Origin of the sequence: Methylocapsa sp. D3K7 (assembly GCF_029855125.1) — a bacterium.
In the GTDB taxonomy this organism is placed as follows: Bacteria; Pseudomonadota; Alphaproteobacteria; order Rhizobiales; family Beijerinckiaceae; genus Methylocapsa.
This window is the reverse complement of record NZ_CP123229.1, coordinates 3,464,591-3,484,806: the sequence shown is the minus strand read 5'-3', so window position 1 is coordinate 3,484,806 and position 20,216 is coordinate 3,464,591. Positions and strand designations below refer to the sequence as shown.

Annotated in this window: 16 protein-coding genes and 1 riboswitch; of the genes, 4 read left to right on the top strand and 12 right to left on the bottom strand. The window is 58.9% G+C overall.

Features of this window, described 5'->3' with window-relative positions; genetic code table 11:
* Positions 1-192: 192 nt before the first annotated feature.
* From QEV83_RS16410 to QEV83_RS16370, 9 genes are all read right to left on the bottom strand, one after another.
* A complete protein-coding gene (locus QEV83_RS16410; protein WP_280128746.1) occupies positions 193-1,173 on the bottom strand; it encodes a type II secretion system F family protein in 981 nt (326 codons plus the stop codon).
* A 53-nt stretch (positions 1,174-1,226) separates the two neighbouring features.
* Positions 1,227-2,201 carry a type II secretion system F family protein gene (locus QEV83_RS16405; protein ID WP_280128745.1) on the bottom strand — a complete coding sequence of 325 codons (975 nt, stop codon included), beginning with the start codon at positions 2,199-2,201 and terminating at the stop codon, positions 1,227-1,229.
* A 20-nt stretch (positions 2,202-2,221) separates the two neighbouring features.
* The gene (locus tag QEV83_RS16400) at positions 2,222-3,700 is read right to left on the bottom strand and encodes a CpaF family protein (RefSeq protein ID WP_280128744.1); all 1,479 of its coding nucleotides are present in this window, start codon (positions 3,698-3,700) and stop codon (positions 2,222-2,224) included.
* 131 nt (positions 3,701-3,831) lie between these two features.
* A complete protein-coding gene (locus QEV83_RS16395; protein ID WP_280128743.1) occupies positions 3,832-5,094 on the bottom strand; it encodes a CtpF protein in 1,263 nt (420 codons plus the stop codon).
* Positions 5,094-5,834: a CpaD family pilus assembly protein gene (locus QEV83_RS16390; protein WP_280128742.1), complete on the bottom strand. Its 741-nt coding sequence runs from the start codon at positions 5,832-5,834 to the stop codon at positions 5,094-5,096. Before QEV83_RS16390 ends, QEV83_RS16395 begins: the two co-directional genes overlap by 1 nt.
* 42 nt (positions 5,835-5,876) lie before the next feature.
* Complete coding sequence (locus QEV83_RS16385) at positions 5,877-7,334, bottom strand: type II and III secretion system protein family protein (RefSeq protein WP_280128741.1); 1,458 nt, start codon at positions 7,332-7,334, stop codon at positions 5,877-5,879.
* A gap of 28 nt (positions 7,335-7,362) precedes the next feature.
* Positions 7,363-7,533, bottom strand: coding sequence for a hypothetical protein (locus tag QEV83_RS16380; protein ID WP_280128740.1), 171 nt, complete (start codon positions 7,531-7,533; stop codon positions 7,363-7,365).
* Positions 7,521-8,222 (bottom strand): Flp pilus assembly protein CpaB, encoded by a 702-nt coding sequence (gene cpaB / locus QEV83_RS16375; RefSeq protein ID WP_280128739.1) that lies wholly within the window; start codon positions 8,220-8,222, stop codon positions 7,521-7,523. The genes QEV83_RS16380 and cpaB overlap by 13 nt, the downstream gene beginning before the upstream one ends.
* A 241-nt stretch (positions 8,223-8,463) precedes the next feature.
* Positions 8,464-10,494 (bottom strand): TonB-dependent receptor, encoded by a 2,031-nt coding sequence (locus QEV83_RS16370; RefSeq protein WP_280128738.1) that lies wholly within the window; start codon positions 10,492-10,494, stop codon positions 8,464-8,466.
* A 114-nt stretch (positions 10,495-10,608) separates the two neighbouring features.
* A riboswitch (cobalamin riboswitch) is annotated at positions 10,609-10,809 on the bottom strand.
* A gap of 230 nt (positions 10,810-11,039) precedes the next feature.
* Between QEV83_RS16370 and ssb the strand changes: the two genes are divergently transcribed.
* The 3 genes from ssb (at position 11,040) to QEV83_RS16355 (ending at position 15,204) form a co-directional block, all read left to right on the top strand.
* Positions 11,040-11,537: a single-stranded DNA-binding protein gene (gene ssb, locus QEV83_RS16365; RefSeq protein ID WP_280128737.1), complete on the top strand. Its 498-nt coding sequence runs from the start codon at positions 11,040-11,042 to the stop codon at positions 11,535-11,537.
* Positions 11,538-11,678: 141 nt separating this feature from the next.
* Positions 11,679-14,459 (top strand): DNA gyrase subunit A, encoded by a 2,781-nt coding sequence (gyrA, locus tag QEV83_RS16360; RefSeq protein WP_280128736.1) that lies wholly within the window; start codon positions 11,679-11,681, stop codon positions 14,457-14,459.
* Between the two features lie 94 nt (positions 14,460-14,553).
* Positions 14,554-15,204 (top strand): potassium channel family protein, encoded by a 651-nt coding sequence (locus QEV83_RS16355; RefSeq protein WP_280128735.1) that lies wholly within the window; start codon positions 14,554-14,556, stop codon positions 15,202-15,204.
* 55 nt (positions 15,205-15,259) lie between these two features.
* Here the strand turns inward: QEV83_RS16355 and hspQ are convergent, their stop codons facing one another.
* Complete coding sequence (gene hspQ / locus QEV83_RS16350) at positions 15,260-15,589, bottom strand: heat shock protein HspQ (RefSeq protein WP_280128734.1); 330 nt, start codon at positions 15,587-15,589, stop codon at positions 15,260-15,262.
* 165 nt (positions 15,590-15,754) lie between these two features.
* A complete protein-coding gene (locus tag QEV83_RS16345; RefSeq protein ID WP_280128733.1) occupies positions 15,755-16,615 on the bottom strand; it encodes a hypothetical protein in 861 nt (286 codons plus the stop codon).
* Between the two features lie 162 nt (positions 16,616-16,777).
* Between QEV83_RS16345 and QEV83_RS16340 the strand changes: the two genes are divergently transcribed.
* Positions 16,778-18,400, top strand: coding sequence for an NAD(P)H-hydrate dehydratase (locus QEV83_RS16340; protein ID WP_280128732.1), 1,623 nt, complete (start codon positions 16,778-16,780; stop codon positions 18,398-18,400).
* Between the two features lie 29 nt (positions 18,401-18,429).
* Here the strand turns inward: QEV83_RS16340 and QEV83_RS16335 are convergent, their stop codons facing one another.
* Positions 18,430-20,004, bottom strand: a complete 1,575-nt coding sequence (locus QEV83_RS16335) for a vanadium-dependent haloperoxidase (RefSeq protein WP_280128731.1) — start codon at positions 20,002-20,004, stop codon at positions 18,430-18,432.
* Positions 20,005-20,216: the final 212 nt, after the last annotated feature.

The window sequence follows — 20,216 nt, the reverse complement described above, 5'->3', positions numbered from 1 at the left end:
CCGGCGTTGCGCCAATCGTACCAAAATGTTTCACGTGAAACGTTTTGGTACGATTGAGCACCCTTAATCCCATAAGACATCATACTCCCGCGCCCTTTCTCCACGTAAGATCGTGCAGAACTTTTGTACTTTTGGCGCTTGAACGGTTCGGCCCCGCCCGCAGCAGGGCTTCCCGAGAGCCGCTATCGATTTTCAACGCATCGTGCGGCTAATCTGAATGATTGCGGGTGTCATGATGATCACGAACAGCACGGGAAGAAAAAACAAAATCATCGGCACCGTCAATTTGGGCGGCAAGGCCGCGGCCTTTTTTTCGGCAAGCATCATCCGGTTGTCACGGCTTTCCTTGCCGACCACCCGCAGCGCCGTGCCAAGTGGCGTGCCATAGCGCTCCGCTTGAATGAGCACGGTCACGATCTGTTTCACCGATTCAACTCCCGTGCGCACGCCGAGATTCTCATAAGCTGTGCGCCGGTCGGGCAAAAAGGAAAGTTCCGCGGTCGTCAATGTCAATTCCTCGGCAAGCGGGATCGACTGAACGCCGATTTCCTGCGCGACCTTGCGAAATGCATGTTCGATTGACATGCCGGACTCAACGCAGATCAACAACAGATCCATTGCGTCAGGAAAGGCGCGGCCAACTGAGTGCTGGCGATTGCCGATCGTATTGGTGAGATAGAGTTCGGGCAGTTTCAGGCCGAAGTAAGTAGCAAAAATGACAACGCCGATCTTCAATATGAATCCCAGTCCAAAATCATCGATGGCAAAAATATAAAAGGCGGTTATCAGAAGGCTTATGGCCGGCGTCACCAGGCGGAAAAAGAGAAACGCCACTTCTGCCTGGGGCCCGCGAAGGCCGGCCATCGCCATCTGAACCTTTGCCTGTTCGGTGCCGAGCCATTTCGACAGGCTGAACCGCTCCACGATCCGTTTCATATAAGCTTTTGGGGCTTGCCGGAGATTGGCCTTGCCCTTGTCCGCCAGAAGCCGTTCGCGTTCGCGCGTCCGGATGCGTTCACGCTCCGTCGCAACCGATTTCATGCGCTGCGCGAGCGTGTCGGTTTCGAGCAGCGGCATCGCAACGGTTACGATTGTCGCCATTGTCGCGATGGCAACAAGCAGACTCAGCAGAAAGTGCGGGTCCGTCAGTTTGGAATAGAGCAGATCCAACATTTTACGCCACGATTACCTATCCGTTAGGGCCCATGTATTTCCGCATGCGAACTCTAAAAATCGAAATTGATCATATTTTTCATGACGAAAACGCCGATCCCCATCCATACTGCGCAACAGCCCAAAGCGATTTGGCCAGTCTGCGTCGTCCACAAGATTTCCATATATTTCGGGCTTGTGAACCAGACCATGCCGCTGACAAAAAATGGCAGGCTGCCGATGATATAGGCGGAGGTCTTGGCTTCGCTCGAAACGGATTTGATCTTCGTTTTCATCTTTTTGCGATCGCGCAAAACGCCCGACAAATTGCCAAGCGCCTCGGCGAGATTGCCGCCGGCCTTTTGCTGAATGTTGATGACGATCGCGAAAAAACTGGCCTCTGGAAGGGGAACCCGCTCGACAATGCGATCCACGGCCTCGCTGGCCGATAAGCCCATGGTCTGCGACTCGACGATTTGCCGGAATTCGCCGCGCACCGGTTCGGCCGCCTCGGCCGCGATGACCCGCAGGCAATCGCCAAGCGGCATCCCCGCTTTCACTCCCCGGATGATGATATCGACGGCATTTGGAAATTCATCGACAAATTTCTTCAAGCGGCGCTTGCGCAGAAAATTCAAGACCCAGGCAGGAAAACCGAACCCTCCGACGCAGGCCGCTGCCAAGACCACAAACAGGTTCGCGTTACAAAGAAGCATGAATCCCGCAAAACATGCCGATAATGCGAGTGAAGCCGCGATATATTTGTTGCGGCTCCATAAGAGTCCCGATTGGGCGATCCTCACCTCAAGGGATTGCCTTTTGCGTTTGCCGCGAGTCTCAATGTCCTTGAGGCTTTCCGCAATTTGCTTGCGGCGGCTCGCGGCGTCGGCTTGAGTTTCAGCCACGCGTTTCGGCCCCGGCGACCGCAATGCCGCCTGACGTTTCTGGGCTTTCACTTCCCCGGACAAATAAGGGGAAAGGAAAACATGGACGATCCCGCCGGCCGCGAACATTGCAAGGCCGATGACCATCCATCCATGCGGGCTCATCCCAACCTCCTCTTTTCTTGCTAGTTAAGACCGTCATTGAACTCCGAGGCATCAAGTGCCCGGGCCAAACGCGCATCCTCGCCATAGTAGCGGGCCCGTTCCCAAAAGCGCGGGCGGCCGATTCCAGTCGACCGGTGGCGGCCCTTTAGGCGCCCCGTGGCATCTTCTCCGGTGATTTCATAAACCAGCAGATCCTGCATGGTGACCACCTCACCCTCGAAACCCAGCACCTCGCTGATATGGGTGATTCGGCGCGAACCATCCCGCAGCCGCGCCGCTTGCACGATGACGTCGACTGAAGAGACGATCATTTCGCGGATCGTCCGGCTCGGGAGAGAGAAACCTCCCATGGTAATCATCGACTCAAGCCGGCTCAAAGCCTCGCGCGGAGAATTGGCATGCAACGTTCCCATGGACCCGTCGTGGCCGGTGTTCATTGCTTGCAGCAGGTCGAACGCCTCCGGTCCGCGCACTTCGCCGACGATGATCCGTTCCGGCCGCATGCGCAGACAGTTTTTGACAAGATCGCGCATCGTGATCGAGCCGCTTCCTTCAAGGTTCGGTGGCCGCGTTTCGAGCCGGACGACATGCGGCTGCTGCAATTGCAGCTCCGCGGCATCCTCGCAGGTGATCACTCGCTCGTCATGATCAATGTAATTGGTGATGCAGTTGAGGAGCGTCGTCTTGCCGGATCCCGTGCCACCAGAAATCAACACATTGCAACGCACTCTTCCGATGATTTTAAGAATTTCGCCCCCCTCAGGGGAAATGGCACCGAAGCGCACAAGCTGATCGAGGGTCAGCTTGTCTTTGCGGAATTTGCGGATCGTAAGGACCGGCCCATCGATCGCCAGAGGCGGCGCAATGACGTTGACGCGCGATCCGTCGATGAGACGCGCGTCGCAGATTGGCGAGGCTTCATCGACCCGCCGCCCGACCTGACTGACGATGCGCTGACAGATATTCATCAATTGCGCATTGTCTCGAAACCGAATGTTGGTCAATTGAATCTTGCCGCCAACTTCGATGAACGTCCGGGTCGCGCCGTTCACCATGATGTCGGCGATGTCGTCGCGCCCGAGCAGCGGTTCGAGGGGACCGTAGCCGAGAACGTCGTTGCAGATATCGTCGATGAGATCTTGCTGCTCGCCAATCGAAAGGGCAACATTCTTGATCGCGACGATTTCATGGACGATGTCGCGGATTTCCTCGCGCGCGTTGTCCGCGTCGAGACGCGACAATTGCGAGAGATCGATCGCCTCGACGAGGGCGCTGAAGATCATGCTTTTGGTGACATAATAATCACTCGACCGTTGCGGTTCGAGAGCTGAGCTTGGATGTGGCGGCGGTGATGAGGAGGGAGCTTGCGCGATGCCCGCCGCAGTTGGCGCAAGGCTTGACGTCACAGGACTTGGCATGACGGGGCTTGGCGCGGTGGGGCTTGCTGCCGCGGGCGCATCCGTGTTGCGGACATTTGAAGCTGAACGCTTGCCGAACATAAATCCCTCGCAGCGGGCTCGATGCGGAGCTTCGCACCGTTGCCGCCAAAGCCACACGCTGCGCCGCTTGAAAGCAAACTATCGCCGCGATCCACAAAGCGGGTTGTTCTGCAACTGGCGGCTTTGCCACTTCAGCGCGACGTGGTCGAGGCGGCGCGGGGCCTCCGCGCAAACCGCACCATCAAAGGCTCAAGAAGGTTTCGTTTCGCTTTACGCAGTTCATTGCGATGCGTAATTTTTCGCGCGAGGTCGCGAATCGTGTCCGCGGCTTTTCCCGCCGGCTCGACCTCGGCGATCATCTGCCCATTGTTGGCCGCCGTGCCAAAGAGTTTGGGCTCGAACGCAAGGACACCCGCCGGCACGAGATCAACAGCTTTGGTAAAATCCGCGACACTGATCTCCGGCCGCTTCGGAACTCCAACGCCGTTAAGGATCAGCTTTGGATGACCATCATGGGCACGCGCCGCGCGCAACATATCGAGAATGTTTTTTGTGTTGCGAAGATTGGCGAGATCCGGCGATGCGACGATGGCGATCTCGTCGGCGTTGATCAAGGCCCGCCTCGCCCAAGCGGTCCAAAGATGCGGGATGTCCAAGATGACGCAAGGGGTGCTGGCTCGCAAAATGTCGATGAGCGAATCAAAAGCCGTTTCGGGAAAATCATACATCCGGTCGAGCATCGCCGGGGCCGCCAGAATGCTCAGTTTTTCGCCGCATTTCGACAACAGCCGGTCGACGAGATTTTGATCGATGCGGTCCGGCGCGAAAACCGCCTCTGCGATTCCTTGCGCCGGGTCTTGATTGAAGTCGAGCCCGGCGGTGCCAAAACCCAAATCCATATCGACGGCGACCGTTTGAATCCCGAGATCGCGGGCTACCGAAAAGGCGATGTTATGGGCGAGCGAGGACGCTCCGGTCCCGCCCTTAGCCCCCGTAATCGCGACGATCTTGCCGACCGGTGTAGCCCCCGCGCTCGTGTAAAGGTGTGAGATGGCGCGAATAAAGTCGAGCACCTGAAACGGCGCGACGAGATATTCACTGATCCCGCGCGCCATAAGCTCGCGATACAGCACGATGTCGTTGGTGCGCCCGGCAATCACCACCTTTGTGCCGGGATCGCAGAATTCCGCGAGGGCTTCGAGATGCGTGAGAAGATCGCTCCGGCTGGCGGCTGTATCGAGCACGATGACATGCGGCGTCGCCGCGTCGCGGTAGACATCCACCGCAGCGAGGGGGCCACCCGTTTGGACGCTCACATGCGCTCTTTCCATCCGCCGGTCGGCTGCCGCAGCCTCGATGATCCGCGCGGTCTCCGGAGATTCGCAGAAGGCGTGCAGCGAGATGCGGGGCACCGGCGCGATCTGCGCATGTTCGGAATGAGCCGGGCCTTTCATCAATTCGTTCCTACTTCGCTGATGGAGGAATTGGTGATTTTCCAATTGGTGCCCGGATCCTCCCCCTTGCGAAGGCTCTCGATGGCACGCACGCGCATCGCAGAGTCCGCCGGCGTTTCCCCTTGCGGCGCGACGAGATCGCGCGGATCGGCGACCTGCGCGGCGAAAGCGGTTTGATAGGCGCAGCCGAAGTTCCAATAGGGCTTGTTGCTCCAGTCCACTGCGGCGCCGCTACCGACGGCAAGATCCCTTGGCCATTGGCCGCATTGATCGGCGACGCTCGCCTTGAGACCAAGAAAACTCAGCCGGAGCGGCGACGCGAGATTGGGACCCGCTGGATAGGGTGAAACAAGGATATGCGCATGCACTCCAAAAACGTTCAGGGCATCGCGAACTGGGCCAACGGGAGGTGTCGCTCCTGGGAAAGCTGGCGGCATGATGGTGATGGGGCCGCGGCCAAATTTGCGATAGAGACTGGCATATTCCCGCAACTGCGCAGCGGAACGGCGGTCGAACTGGCCCGTCGCGGGTTCGACCAGGATTTCCAGCGTGCGCGGCTCCTCCCCGAGCACGATGGGGTGGCGGATCTTGTAATCGTCCTGCGGGATTGAGGAGACGACCATGCGCTCCGTGGCGCCGCATCCCGCCAGCAGCAGCGCCAAGCACAGAGATAAAAAGATTCGTGCCGGGCCGGCAATCGAACGAGCGGGTTTCCCGGCGCGGCTCGTGGAACGGATCATGATCAACATCGTGGGTCGTACTTTCTCAATTCCCGCTCGCTCTTAGTCCTGAATGAAACCGACCGGCCCCTTGTAGTCGGTGATCGCTTGCGGATTTCCCGGTGAGGCATAAAGCTGGTTGACGCGGCCGAGCAGCCAGGCCTGTGGATCGGTCGAATCGGTAAAGCCATCGGTCGGCCTGGCAATTTCATTTGGCTTCACGGGTTTGACGATATAGGGCGTGACGATGATCATGAGCTCGGTCTCCTGGCGCTGATAATCGCGCGAGCGGAATAGGGCGCCGAGAACGGGCAGATCGAGGAGCACCGGAAGTCCGTTGATGACCTGCCGCGAGGTGGTTTGGAGAAGCCCCGCCGAGGCGATCGAACCGCCCGAGGGAATCTCGACCGTCGTCTCGTTCTTGCGGGTAAGGAATCCAGGGACAAGCGTGCCAAACACGGTCGCCGCCGTTTGCGTATCTATTTCGGTCACTTCCGTCGCGAGGTGCAGCAAGATACGGCCCTCGGAGAGCACGACGGGAGAGAACCGCAAGGTGACGCCATAATCCTTGAAGACGGCGCCGCCCGTGCAACTGACCGCCCCCGAGCCTGTGGCGGCGGCGCAGGTTGGCGCACTCGGGATCGGGACTTCGCCGCCGACGGTCAGCTTCGCGCTTTCGCCAGACACAGCGGAAACCGCCGGCTCGGCAAGAATGCGTGAGACCCCATACCTCTCGAAGGCTTGCAGGGTCGCGCTCAAAGTATTTTCTGGATTATGGGCCGAAAGCGCGGTCGTCGTTCCGTCCACCGCAGTCGCGATCACGCCTTTGATGGCGAACGGATTATATTGGGTGAAGGCGCCCCAGCTCGCAGTCAGCGAACTCGTGGTGATACCAAGCTGCTTCGCAATATCGCGGCTGATTTCCGCGACCGTGACCTTCAACATCACCTGGTCGCGGCCACGGATGGTCAGTGTATTGACGACCAAGCCATCCGTGCTCGTCCCCGGCGCGCCCGGCGCCCCACCACCATAGACCCGTTGCACGAACCCCTTGGCGATGTCACCGGCGCGTTGCGCCTCCTCGGCGGAATCAACGGTGCCGGTGAGGATGATCGTGTCGTTGACCGTCCGCGCGGTGATCGCCGAAGCCGGCATCGCGGCGCGCAGGATCTGTTGAAGCTCGCCGATGTCGCGGCCGATGCTGAGCTCGAGAGCAGCGATCTGACGGCCTTGCCTGTCCATGGCGAAGACGCTTGTTTGACCGGAATCCATGCCAATGATGTAGAGCTTGCGCGGCGACCGCACGACGGCATTGGCCACCTTTGGATTGGCGACGAAGATTTCCGCCGCATCCTGCGTCAACTCGATGATCTTGGATTTGCCAACGCCCATCGATATCCGCTGTGACGCGATGCCGGCGCTTGGCCAGGACGGGATCGGCTCTTGCGCATGAACCGCGCGAAGCTGCCCCTGGACCAAGAGGAGACATGCCGCGGCCACAACCGGGATCAGGCGTTTCATCCGCGGGTTTCCATAACCATATGTTTCCTTATCGGCCTATTGCCTGGCCGGGTCCTTGCTCGCGCGACACCACCTGCTCGACGCGTTTTGTCTCATCATGCACAACCCGTCCGGTCTCGATTGCCACACCGTTGCGGACGATGGTCAATCCATGGCTTTCGTTTTGATGTTGCTCGCCGCCGGCATTCACATCGGCCATGTCGCGGAGGACCAACGAGAGCTGGCCGATGCGCTGAGCCAGAATGACCATCTCGCTTGCGACGGCATGAGTTCCAAAGTTGCGGTTGCTCCTGTGATGACGTGATCTCCGTTTTTTTCTTGAACGTTCGGTCCGATTGCGAGAACACGGATATTGGTCAAGAGGGTCTGGCTGGCATAGGAATTGGCGATGCCCTTCCGCGCGGCGTCCTCGTCATGATAAATGTGGATCACATCGACTCTGTTGTTCGGCAGAATAAACCCGCCAGCCGTGCTTGAACCTTGCGTGTCGATGTTGATCGCCACCGCCCGGTAGCCCGCCTTCAGCCGCGCGGCAAGGAAGCCGCAATGAGAATCCTTGACCAAGCGCTCCCGCCGCATGGGGTCGCCCGGCGCGAAATTGGCGCAAGCAAAGGAGCCTCTGAGTTCATCGGCACCGCCAGGCGAGACACTTTTGCGGATAAAACCGTCGGGGATGTGATCCTTTGGCCAAGATTCCCAGCGCAGGCCGCTCTCGTCGATGACATCGCCGGAATTAAATTCCTTGGCCGCGACCAGAACGTCGTCGGTCATAACGGGAGGCGGTGGCAAGACAGCAATCTCCGGCTGCTTCGAGCCGCTGGCCAGGATCGCGGCCCCAAGTCCGGCCAAAACGGCAACGCCGAGCACGGCGATACGGGCTGCTTTCATGTGAATGGTCTGCCTATGTTATCCAGACCGCACCCTCTGAAGAGCGCGGCTAAACTTCTCCCGGAAACCAGATTTCACCATGCGAAAGCAAATTCTTGGTACAAAAAATGATTGCAATTTGTAATATTTCGAGGAAATCGTCCGGCCATGTTGGGAAGGCCGGCGCGCATGCCGCCAGGTCTTCCCCAGCAACATGCGCAAGCTCTGAGTTCGGACGGATGTCTTCTTAAGATGCCGCGGGTTAATAGGTCGCGCGCACCCCCGCATAGGCACCAAGTCCCGTCGTCAAAAAGCCGGTCGGATTCTGGTAACGGACATTGAAGAGATTATCGATGCGCCCGAACGCCGAAATGTTTTCGTTCACCTCGTAATTCGCCGCGAGATTGACAACCGTATAGCCGGGCGCGTTGAGACGTTGAACCGAGAAATCGCGATTGCCGTCGATGAAGCTGCCGACAAACACAAGCGTCGTCGACAGGGAAAGCTTGGGCACCGGCTTCCAAGCCGCCTGCATGCTGAACTTGTTGCGCGGCCGCCGCAGGAGTTCGAGCTGCGTCATCTCGTCCGTGGCGATGGTCAAGGTGTAGTCCGTCCGGAAGTTCAATTCGGGCGTGATCGCGAAGGACGCAAAGGATTCGCATCCATATGTCTTGACCCGGCCAACGTTGGTGTAGGACGTGAAGGTCGCATTGGCATTGATAAGATCGGTAATGTTGTTTTGGTAATAGGTGCTGCCAAAGCGAATGAGATTATCGAACAGCGGCTGCTCGAAGCCGATGTCGTAGCCGATGCTTTCCTCAGGTTTCAGATTTGGATTGCCGAAGAAACGAAAGGCCGGAAAATTGACGTAGAGTTCGCTCAACGTCGGCGGCTTGAAGCCAGTGCCGATACTTCCCTTCAAGACCGTTTCGCTCCACGGCACATGAAAACTTGGAGCAAATCGGTATGTCGTGTGCCCGCCGAATTGATCATTGGCATCGTAGCGAATGTTGGAAGCCAGAAAAAATCTGTCGTCGTAGCGCGTCAGCAGCTGCAAATATCCAGCTTTATTGGCGTTGCGGGCAAAAGTGGGAGCCGCATATAATTGATCATTCTTATCCTCGAACCCGGCAATCAACGTCCAATCCTTGGCGAGGTCGAGTTCACCTTGCCAGTCGGCTTGCAGTCTTTGCCCGAGATTGCTTGTTGGCAGGGTGACGCCAAATGCCGTGTCCGGGTCTTTCTCAAGAGCATAGGCTTGCGTGTAATTGAGACCGAAGCGGTTTTTCAAAATACCATCGAAGGCCGACCAATTCGCCTCGCCCCGTGTGTACAGCTGATTGTTCCGCTGCGTGCTTTGCAATGCCGCCGGGGTGGCCGGAAACGTCGAGAAATCATTCCCCGTAAAGTGCAGCGTCGAATCGATATAACGGGCGACCAGGCTCGCATCCACGGTATCGCTGAGATGCGCGCCAAATTTGGTCGAGAGCGTCCAATTCTCATAGGCATTGCCGATCCCCAGACGCCCTGGCGGCAGCAATTCAGGCGGCGTCACTTGCGTATCCGCCACATTGAAATGCGCGAGATTCATATAATAGCTGAAAACCGGCGTCGCGCCGCTGAACCCCATCACCTCGTTCAGCGTGCCGAAGGAGCCGCCTTCGATCAGCGCCTTCGCCTTGGGAGGCCCCTCGCCGCTTTTCGTGGTGATCGAGATGACGCCGCCGATGGCGTCAGCGCCATAAAGGCCGCTTTGCGGACCCCGCAATACTTCGATGCGGTCGATATCGTACGTCAGCAATTGACCGAAATCGAAAGCGCCGGTAGGATTGCTTGGATCGCTCGCATCGATACCGTCGATGAGAACCTTGACTTGGTTCGCGTTCGTACCCCGGACGAATACCGAAGTTTGGCCGCCCGGCCCGCCCGTTTGCACGACATTGAGGCCAGGCGCGAGGCTTAACGCATCGGGCACGGTGCGGCGTTGCTCGCGCTCGATCTCCGCCGAATCGATGACCGTGACGGAGCTGCCAACATCGGTGAGCGGTTCCGGCGTGGTGGTCGCGCTGACCGTCACCTCTGGAACTTCGATTGCATTGGACGCTGTGCTCGCATCTTGCGCTTGCGGGGCTGCCGCTTGTGCTTCCGGCAATACAGTTTCCTGCGCACCGAGCGGTCTTGCGGCAAGACAAACCACTGGCGGCGCCAGCAGCAGCAACGGCACTCGCCGCATGAAGAAATGGGCAGCCAAAAGGGAGCCGCGCTTGGCGGCAGCAAAATCGGAGATAGGCACGAAAAACCTCGCAGTGAACGTGGACCGTCACTGCGAATTGAACTTTGCCTGCGATGCCTTGCGAACCGGCATGCAGGCTTCGTTCCCCCGGTGCACCCCGCCCGGCGATTTCACACGTGACCACGGCTTGGAGGCAGGTCTCCTGGCTCGCAGGTCAGTGCTTGCGGCCGCCTTCCCAAGAGCCAAAGCTCCAAGTGGCATTGTGGCCGAAAACTCGCTGCTTACAGTTGCGGGGGCAGCCATGGCGTTGCGCGTAATCGCGCGCACCACGTTCCCTTTTGATCCCTTGCGGGAACCACCAAGGCTGCAAGATGAATTTACGGCCAAGCTCTGTCAAGCAGCGAACGCGGCATCGCCGCAAAACCCTTGTACCTGTGACATTCCGGTGCTAGAACAAAAAATGAACGAGGGCAGCTGGGATTCTCGGGGATAACTGGCGCGAGAGACCTCATAAACGGCGCCTTCAAGGCGCGTGCATGCAAGATATGCGGCTTGCAGAAATTGCCTTTCGGCCTGTGTGTCTGTTTTCATCAAAGGAGAAAATTATGGCTGGGAGTGTCAACAAGGTCATTCTCGTCGGCAATCTCGGCCGCGATCCGGAAGTGCGGCGCACCGGCGCCGGCGATCCCATCGTCAGCTTCTCCGTCGCGACCTCCGAGACCTGGCGCGACAAAGCCACCGGCGAGCGCAAGGAGCGCACCGAATGGCACAATGTCGTGATCTTCAACGAGAACCTCGGCAAGATCGCCGAGCAATATTGTAAGAAGGGCACGAAGGTCTATCTCGAAGGGCAATTGCAGACGCGCGAATATACTGACCGTGACGGCAATCAGCGCAAGGCGACGGAAGTGGTGTTGCAACGCTTTCGCGGTGAACTGACGCTTCTCGACAGCCGCGGCCGGGGAGAAGGCGCCGAGGATGGCTATGAGTCGGCCAATACATCGTTTGGCCGTTCATCGCCGATGGAGCGCCCGGCGGCGGAGCGGCGTCCGGCCGCCGCAAGCCGCGCCGCCGATATCATCGACGATGACATCCCCTTTTAGGGCATACGTCCAGCGATTGCCCTTCCGAACGCAGCAATACGGCAAAATCACAGGATAGGAGTTGCCGTTCCGCGGCGGGCCGGAGTAAAATCCGGCCATCCTCCCGCATAGATTTCACGCGATTTTCTAGGACAGTTTTTCTTGGCCGACACAGACGACACCACCTCGCCCCCAGGCTCCGGCGTCCGGCCGGTTTCGATAACCGACGAAATGCGCAATAGCTATCTCGATTACGCAATGAGCGTGATCGTCAGCCGGGCGCTTCCCGACGTGCGCGACGGATTGAAGCCCGTGCACCGGCGCATTTTCTATTCGATGCACGAAAACAATTATACGCCGGACCGTCCTTATGTGAAATGTGCCCGCATCGTCGGCGATGTCATGGGTAAATATCATCCGCATGGCGACACCGCGATCTATGACGCGCTGGTGCGGATGGCGCAGCCCTTCTCGATGCGCCTGCCTTTGATCGATGGGCAAGGCAATTTCGGTTCGGTGGACGGCGACCCGCCGGCCGCCATGCGTTACACAGAATCGAGACTTGCCCGCCCGGCCCTGGCTCTGCTTGAAGACATCGATGCGGACACTGTCAATTTTCAGCCAAATTACGACGGCAAGGAACATGAGCCGGTCGTTCTTCCGGCGAGGTTTCCAAATCTCCTCGTCAATGGGGCCGGCGGCATTGCTGTCGGTATGGCGACCAACATTCCGCCGCATAATCTCGGTGAAGTCATCGATGCAACGATCGCCCTGATCGAGCGGCCAGAAATGACCGTCGAGGATTTAATGGCGATCGTCCCCGGCCCCGACTTTCCGACCGGCGGTTATATTTTGGGGCGAGCAGGCATCCGCGCCGCTTATACGTTTGGCCGCGGCTCAGTGTTGACGCGGGCGAAGGTTGAGGTCGAGGAAATCCGCAAGGAGCGTGAGGCTCTGATCGTTACGGAGCTTCCCTACCAGATCAACAAGGCGACTCTCATCGAGAAAATCGCCGAACTCGTGCGCGAGAAACGCGTCGAAGGCATCTCGGATCTGCGCGATGAATCCGACCGCGACGGCATGCGGATCGTGATCGAAATCAAACGCGACGCGCTCGCCGATGTGGTCCTCAATCAGCTCTGGCGGTTCACTGCGCTGCAATCGAGTTTCGCCTGCAACATGATCGCCTTGAACGGCGGCCGGCCGGAAGTCCTGACTCTCAAGGATTTCCTCAAGGCCTTCATCGATTTCCGTGAAGAGGTCGTCACAAGGCGCACGAAGCATCTGCTTACCAAAGCGCGCGATGCTGCGCATGTACAAGTCGGCCTCGCGATTGCGCTTGCCAACATCGATGAGTTCATCCGTCTGATCCGCACCTCGCCAGATCCCGCCACAGCCCGGGCGGCCCTGATGGAGCGCAGCTGGCCGGCGCGGGACATGGCGCCGTTGATCACGCTTATCGCCGATCCGCGTCACGTGCTCAGCGAGGATGGCAACTGCCGGCTTTCGGAAGCGCAGGCGAAGGCCATTCTTGAATTGCGTCTGCAACGCTTGACCGCCCTCGGCCGCGAGGAAATCGCCGAAGCGCTGAACAAACTCAGCGTCGAGATTGCCGACTATCTTGAGATTCTGCGTTCGCGCGAGCGGCTCTTTTCGATCATCAAGGACGAAATGCTGGCGGTCAAGACCGCCCATACGACGCCGCGCCGGTCGATCATTCTCGACGACGCGGCGGGCGTCGAGGATGAGGATCTCATTCAGCGCGAAGACATGGTCGTCACCGTGTCGCATCTTGGCTATGTCAAGCGGGTGCCGCTTGCGACCTATCGCGCGCAACGGCGCGGTGGCAAGGGCCGCTCCGGCATGCAAACGCGTGACGAAGATTTCGTCGCAAGGCTGTTTGTCGCCTCGACCCATACACCGGTGCTGTTTTTTTCCTCGCGTGGCCAAGTCTATAAGGAAAAAGTCTGGCGCTTGCCGCTTTCGGCGCCGCAAGCGCGTGGAAAAGCGCTGGTCAATCTGCTGCCGTTGGACCAAGGCGAGCGCATCACCACCATCATGCCGCTGCCCGAGGATGAGGCCGCATGGGAAACCCTCGATGTCATGTTCGCGACGACCAGCGGCAGCGTCCGGCGCAACAAGCTGTCCGATTTCGCGCAAGTCAACCGTGCCGGCAAGATCGCGATGCGGCTTGGCGAGGGTGAGCAAATCGTCGATGTTCAGATTTGCAGCGAGGCCGACGATGTTTTGCTGACCACAGCCAAGGGTCAGTGCATCCGGTTTCCGGTCACCGACGTGCGGGTTTTCAAGGGCCGCGATTCCATCGGGGTGCGCGGCATCAATCTTGGTGCAAACGATCTCGTGATCTCGCTTGCCATTTTGCGGCATACCGAGGCCGACAGCGGCATACGTCTTGCCTATCTCAAGATGCGCCGAGCGGTGGCGGGTGATGTGACGCCGGAGGCCGGCCCGGACACGCTGGGCGAGGAGCAGGAGGGCGAAACGCCGGAAAGCGTGGAAGCGCCCACCGCGGCGAACCTTAGCTCCGACCGCTACGCGGAAATGTCGGCGGCTGAACAGATCATCTTGACTGTCTCCGAAAATGGCTACGGCAAACGGACGTCATCCTATGAATACAGGATCACCGGACGCGGCGGCAAAGGCATTGTCGCCATGGCCGTCAACGAGAGAAATGGCAAGCTTGTCGCGTCCATGCCGGTCGAGGATGGCGACGGGATCATGCTCGTCACCAATGGCGGCCAATTGATCCGCTGCCCCGTCGATGGCATTCGGGTTGCGGGCCGCGCTACTCAGGGCGTGATCGTCTTCGATACCGCCACCGGCGAACAAGTCGTCGCGGTCGAACGCATTACCGAGGAGGATTCGCGCGCCAGCGGCGACGAGCCGCGTGCCACGGAACAAGGCGAGGAAGACGGCGGTTGAGGGGGGCGCCACCGAGTGCACCTGTGCGACGTCATGGACTTAGCCGATGCGGGTAAGAGCTGGGGATTTTCATCGGCGCCTTGACCGAGCGCGAATGAGATTCGGCGACCGGCTGCTGACGTGGCTCACAATCTTGCTTGTGGTGCTCACCTTCGTGATCATTCCGGTTCACGCCACGGGATGGATCGTGATCCCAGGCTATGGCTTCCTGATCGTGCTGATCATGGCAAGTTGCGTTCTGGGCGCACCGGCGGGCCTTGGCGCCGTGATCACCATGCTGCTCGGGGTTGCTCTCGGTGTTGTAGCTGGCGTTGTACGTTTTTTGGACAACCCGCACCTCGGTATCTTTCTTGAAGCCATGGCTTGGATCACGGTGCGCTCCGCGCTGGCTTATGTCATTGCGCGCGCCGTGTTTGCCCCGGGCCGCATTACCTATCATCGTATTATGGGCGCGGTCCTCGTCTATTTGACGATTGGTCAAATCTTCGTCGGCTTCTATGGCGTGATTGCGTTGCTTATGCCGCAAGCATTTATGGGGCTCGGGGTCGCGGGGACTCCAAAGTTTGCCAGCGACTTGATCTATTTCAGCTTCGCCACACTGACCACTGTCGGCTATGGCGATATTCTGCCGGTGCATCCGCTCGCCCGCAGCCTTAGCAATCTCGAAGCGATCATCGGCCAGCTTTACCCAGCGACCCTGCTGGCAAGGCTCGTCACGCTCGAACTCGAAGACCGCCGCCGGTAGAGCACGTTCCGAAAACGTTGAACGAATTTTTCCACGTGACCGGGAAGCGCTCAGGTCAGTTCATGCGCGGGGTTTTGATTTTATAGGCGCCATCGAGCGCCCGCACGAACATTTCGCTGACTTGCGGATGCCGGATTGGATCGCCGGAGGTATCGGCGACAAGGTTTTGCTCCGAGACATAAGCGACATATTCGGTGTCGGTATTCTCCGCAAACAGATGATAGAAAGGCTGATCCTTGCGCGGCCGGATTTCCGCTGGGATCGACTGCCACCATTCCTCCGTGTTGGCAAAGACTGGGTCGACATCGTAGACGATCCCCCGGAACGGATATTTCCGGTGCTTGACGACCTGACCTATGGCGAACTTCGCGATACTGGGTTTCATCGGACGCCGCAGCCGCAACAGGTAACCCGGACGGCGGCGACTTCGCGGCGCGGATAGCCAGAGCACGGACCTTTCAATTTATCGTGGTTAATCGCCGCCTCCGCCGATGTCAACTTGGCGGCCGTCTATGACAAAATTCCAGCGGTGCCCGAGCCGCAAACCGCACTATGGCACCTGTGCCTTACCGCCTTGAATAAAATCGAGCATGGCGGAATTCAACAAAGGCCACTTCTTGTGCGGCAGAGAGGTTTCGCAATAGGTGACACGCTTCCCCTTGGCACAGCCCGTGAAGTCATGGCAGCCATCGGCGGACGCGTTAAGATCCGCCGGCGCGCAGGCGGCGCATCGTCCCCAATAGGCCGCTGCGCCGGGTCCGAAGCCCGGGAACCGTTCATCATTGCGGCTGTGGACAATCATAACGGCCGGGATCGACGGACACGGCATCGCTGCAAGATCCTCCGCCGTTATGCCCGCGCCGCTCGCGACAATGCTGCGCGGCGCAACGGCGGCTTTGGGGATATAGGCAGGTATCCCTTCGGCCATCGACCCCCCATCGGAATGGCCTAGATAGGCAATCGAATGTTCATCGACACAGAAAAAGCTTGCAACGGTCTCGGACACCTTCGCCTGTTGCAAGACGGACGGGGGCGACACGCCGAGATGATTGCTGTAAGCGACGATGAAACCGCGCCGTGTTGCTTCCGTCGTCAAATCGTAAAAATTCTCCGACCCCAGCCGGTTGTATCCCGCCGGCGGAAAGACAACAAGCAACGGATAGGCGCGCGTCGGATCGTAATCGCTTGGCGTGCGCACGGCGATGGTCAGCATGTCGGCGGTTTGCAAATTGTCGTAAAGATCCGCATGGCCCGTCCGGCTGCCGGGGCTGCAAGCTGCCTTTATCCCGATGTCCTGCCCCGCCGCCTCGACTTTGGGACGTGACGGGACCAAAAAAAACCAAAGACCTATTGAAACGATCACCGCCATGACGATCGGCATGGCCGTCCCGCGCGAGACGCGCATTCCCATGGATCGCCCTCCACAAACTCTGACGTTCGCGCCATAACTGAAGCGGCCCGCAAGAAATTCAAGGGGAAACTTTCAGATGACGTCGTATAAGTCATCGATAGTAAATTTATCGCGTGGAAGAAACGGCCGCGCCTCCATCGCTCCAAAACCATGGTTTTGCCCATGCCAGACTCTCTCGCATCTGTGCTGTTGACCAATTCCGAAATGGCTGAGGCCGACAGGCTGACCATCGCGGGAGGCACGCCGGGCACCTTGCTGATGGAACTTGCCGGGGCGGCGGTGGCAAGAGAAGCCGCCAGGCTTGTCTCCCCGACGGCGCGAATCGCCGTCTTTTGCGGCCCGGGCAACAATGGCGGCGATGGTTTTGTCGCCGCGCGCCTGCTCGCGGAGCAAGGCTTTGCCGTTGAGCTTGGGCTCCTCGGTTCTCGCTATCGCCTGCCGGGCGACGCGGGGCTCGCCGCATCGCGCTGGACAGGCGATGTCAAGGCCGTCGAGGAGATCGATCTCGACCCCGCCAGTCTTGCCATCGACGGGCTGTTTGGCGCGGGACTCGCCCGCGCTCTCGACGGGGCCGCCAAAGCCGCAGTGCTGCGTCTCAATGAATGGACGCGGAAGACCAAAAAACCGATCCTTGCCGTGGATGTTCCATCCGGCATCGATGGCTCCAGCGGACAAATTCGCGGCGCCGCGATCAACGCCACGCGCACTATTACATTTTTCCGCCGCAAGCCAGGTCATTTTCTGCTGCCCGGCCGCATCCATTGCGGCAGTACAGCCGTCGCCGATATTGGAATCGAGGCCAGTGTCCTCCCGGCCATCGCGCCGAAAACCTTCGCGAATGGCCCAGCCTTGTGGGCACATTGTTTTCCGGTGCCGCGCGTCGAGGGTCACAAATACGCGCGCGGTCACGCCATGGTGGTTTCCGGAGGGCTCGCCCATACGGGAGCGGCGCGGCTCGCCGCGCGCGGTGCGTTGCGCGGCGGCGCCGGACTGGTGACGGTGGCCACGCCAAGCGAGGCATTGAGCGTCCATGCCGCCGCGCTGACCGCGATCATGACCCGCGTGTGCGATGGACCCGATGATCTGACCAAGCTGCTCGCCGACCGCCGGAAGAATGCGCTTGTCATGGGACCTGGGCTTGGCGTTGGCGAGAACACACGGGCGCTCGTGCGCGCCGCGCTCACACCAGACGCCGAACACGGCGAGCCGCCCAGAGGAATCGTCCTTGACGCCGACGTCCTGACGAGTTTTGCTGACGATGCGTATGGTCTTGCTCGCTTGATCCGCCGGTCCGGGAAGGATGTGGTGCTTACGCCGCATGATGGCGAATTCGCGCGCCTCTTCGGTAAGGTTTCCATCGGTGACGAAAGCCGCTGGGCGAACCTCGTGCCAAATCGTGAAACCGTGCCGCCGCTTTTGGCGTCGCTGCATTCTGAGTCAAAACTCGACCGCACCCGCGCCGCCGCCGCGTTGAGCGGCGCGCTCGTGATTTTAAAAGGCGCTGATACGGTGGCCGCGCATCCCCAAGGCCGCGCCAGTATCGCCGAGGATTTGCCGCCGTGGCTGGCGACGGCTGGCTCTGGCGATGTTTTGGCGGGACTGACCGGCGGCCTTTTGGCACAGGGCATGCCGCTCTTCGAGGCCGCTTCCGCCGCCATCTGGCTGCACGGTGCCGCCGCACGGCACTTTGGCTTTGGCCTCGTCGCCGAAGACATCCCCGAAAATCTACCGCCAGTTCTGCAAGCGCTGTTGGCTGACGGCACTTTGCAAACCGATAAAGGGTGAGCCGAATGGCTTCTTATTCTCACTTCCGCCTATCGCCGGTTTGGACGAAAGGCGTGATCGAAGACGTAATCCCCCACTTGATTGCCTTGTTTGATGCCCGCGTCGGCATCAAACTGCCAATGCACGCCCATAAAAATGCGGCTCTTCGCATTGTCGAATTCCGCCTCGCGAAACGATTTGAAGACGACCGGACTGAGTGGCCGCAGATTGCCGTCAACATCCCTATTCTTGCCATTGTATTCGTCCGAGACAAACGTGAATTGTGTTTTGTCAGGCCAGAATTTGCGCATGATCTCGAAGAGTGCGCCGCCAAACGTCGCGTGGCCCGACGGATAGGCCGGGAATGGCGGGGTGAAGTTCGGACCATGCGTATTCGTCGCCTGAGCACCGAGAGGATACCAGTTTGCATCTCGCAACGTCGATGAGTTCCCGTCTGTATCACCAGCGCGAATTCCGGTGACCGGCCGCCAATATTGGTAGGTGTATTTCGATTCCCAAGCCGAAATGCCCGCGTCCGCCATCGCGACATTTATGAGCGCGAAGAAACGTGAAATATCAACGACATTGGCCATTTTTTGCTGCAGCGCGACGGTTCGTGCGATCTGGTTATACAGGCGCGGAGGGGCGCACAACGATGGGGTGCCGTCATAGGACCAAAACTTCGCCGTGAATTCCTGGGGCGCTGTCCGGGTTGTCGATGTGCCATGCGCGGGATCACCGCCGAGATTCATCACTTCCAGATAGGCCTTTGTATAGGAACTGTCTGTCAGTTCAGGCGGCTTTGGTGAACGGAACTGATCCGCCGACTTCAGGACAAAAGGCTTAACCTTCGGCCAATTCCCGCCCAGAGCCACTTTCAATCCGCTGACCGGATCCGGCTGCCACTTGCCGGGATCGGTGCTTGGAAAAAAATCGACGCCAACGCGGGGTTCCGGTAGTTCTGAGCCGTCGTTTTTGCGTTTCGCGATAATCGCAACAGCAGATTTATCTCCTAGGTCCGCGCCGGCGTTGATCGCACTCTGAACACCATGAATTCTAGCGATGTCCTGATTGAAGATCGCGCGCAACCGATCCGATTGGAACGGATATAAGGCTATCAGAGACTCATACGCCGCCTGCGCAATGGCGCGATCCATCGAAATATTTGCATGGACCGGCGCAACGCCGCTGTAGCTTGTGTATTTGTGTGAGATAGCGTTGATGGCATCAAACATTGCGATGTGAACTATTGCCATTGCGTAACTTGACCGGTGAGGGCCGAGCTGTTCGCCGAAACGGCGGGGATCCTCCCCGCTTGCCGGGTCTACCGGCGTGTGATCGATCGCGGTCGTATCGAGAGCGATTTCATTCCACATGAAATAGCGATCAAGCGCATCGACAGGAGTGCGTGGCGGCTGTGCGAACGAATATGGGACGGCCGTTTTTTCTGTCTGCACCGCGAGCAGGCGTTGCAGCTCTCTGGAATTTTCGCCGCTGAGCGGCGTCTGAGCGGCCGCCGTCGAACCGTATCCGCAATACATTGTGATTAACAAACTCAGGATCAAAATCGAAAGCGTAGTTGGCACCAAATTTTGGCCATTCGAAATAAAATATTGTTTTCTCATCGAAATCATCCCTTCTCGGCAATAATTTCTCACCCCTAGCTATCGGCAAAAATCGCAGCTCGTGAGCTGCAAATTTCCGATCAGGGATCTGCTATTATAGGAAGCAAAGTGACCGATGTTTGCGGGTGTTGTGATCTAATTGTGTATTGGACTGCTGGGACAACCCCTTTATGGGGGATTGGAGCGGGAATTGTTCTAATGGCAAGCTAAGC

What these genes read in the sequence shown, in the direction of transcription:
- QEV83_RS16410 (WP_280128746.1), bottom strand. Translation starts at nt 1,173, where the DNA reads ATGTTGGATCTGCTCTATTCCAAACTGACGGACCCGCACTTTCTGCTG.
- QEV83_RS16405 (WP_280128745.1), bottom strand. Translation starts at nt 2,201, where the DNA reads ATGAGCCCGCATGGATGGATGGTCATCGGCCTTGCAATGTTCGCGGCC.
- QEV83_RS16400 (WP_280128744.1), bottom strand. Translation starts at nt 3,700, where the DNA reads ATGTTCGGCAAGCGTTCAGCTTCAAATGTCCGCAACACGGATGCGCCC.
- QEV83_RS16395 (WP_280128743.1), bottom strand. Translation starts at nt 5,094, where the DNA reads ATGAAAGGCCCGGCTCATTCCGAACATGCGCAGATCGCGCCGGTGCCC.
- QEV83_RS16390 (WP_280128742.1), bottom strand. Translation starts at nt 5,834, where the DNA reads ATGATCCGTTCCACGAGCCGCGCCGGGAAACCCGCTCGTTCGATTGCC.
- QEV83_RS16385 (WP_280128741.1), bottom strand. Translation starts at nt 7,334, where the DNA reads ATGAAACGCCTGATCCCGGTTGTGGCCGCGGCATGTCTCCTCTTGGTC.
- QEV83_RS16380 (WP_280128740.1), bottom strand. Translation starts at nt 7,533, where the DNA reads ATGGCCGATGTGAATGCCGGCGGCGAGCAACATCAAAACGAAAGCCAT.
- cpaB (WP_280128739.1), bottom strand. Translation starts at nt 8,222, where the DNA reads ATGAAAGCAGCCCGTATCGCCGTGCTCGGCGTTGCCGTTTTGGCCGGA.
- ssb (WP_280128737.1), top strand. Translation starts at nt 11,040, where the DNA reads ATGGCTGGGAGTGTCAACAAGGTCATTCTCGTCGGCAATCTCGGCCGC.
- QEV83_RS16355 (WP_280128735.1), top strand. Translation starts at nt 14,554, where the DNA reads ATGAGATTCGGCGACCGGCTGCTGACGTGGCTCACAATCTTGCTTGTG.
- hspQ (WP_280128734.1), bottom strand. Translation starts at nt 15,589, where the DNA reads ATGAAACCCAGTATCGCGAAGTTCGCCATAGGTCAGGTCGTCAAGCAC.
- QEV83_RS16345 (WP_280128733.1), bottom strand. Translation starts at nt 16,615, where the DNA reads ATGGGAATGCGCGTCTCGCGCGGGACGGCCATGCCGATCGTCATGGCG.
- QEV83_RS16340 (WP_280128732.1), top strand. Translation starts at nt 16,778, where the DNA reads ATGCCAGACTCTCTCGCATCTGTGCTGTTGACCAATTCCGAAATGGCT.
- QEV83_RS16335 (WP_280128731.1), bottom strand. Translation starts at nt 20,004, where the DNA reads ATGAGAAAACAATATTTTATTTCGAATGGCCAAAATTTGGTGCCAACT.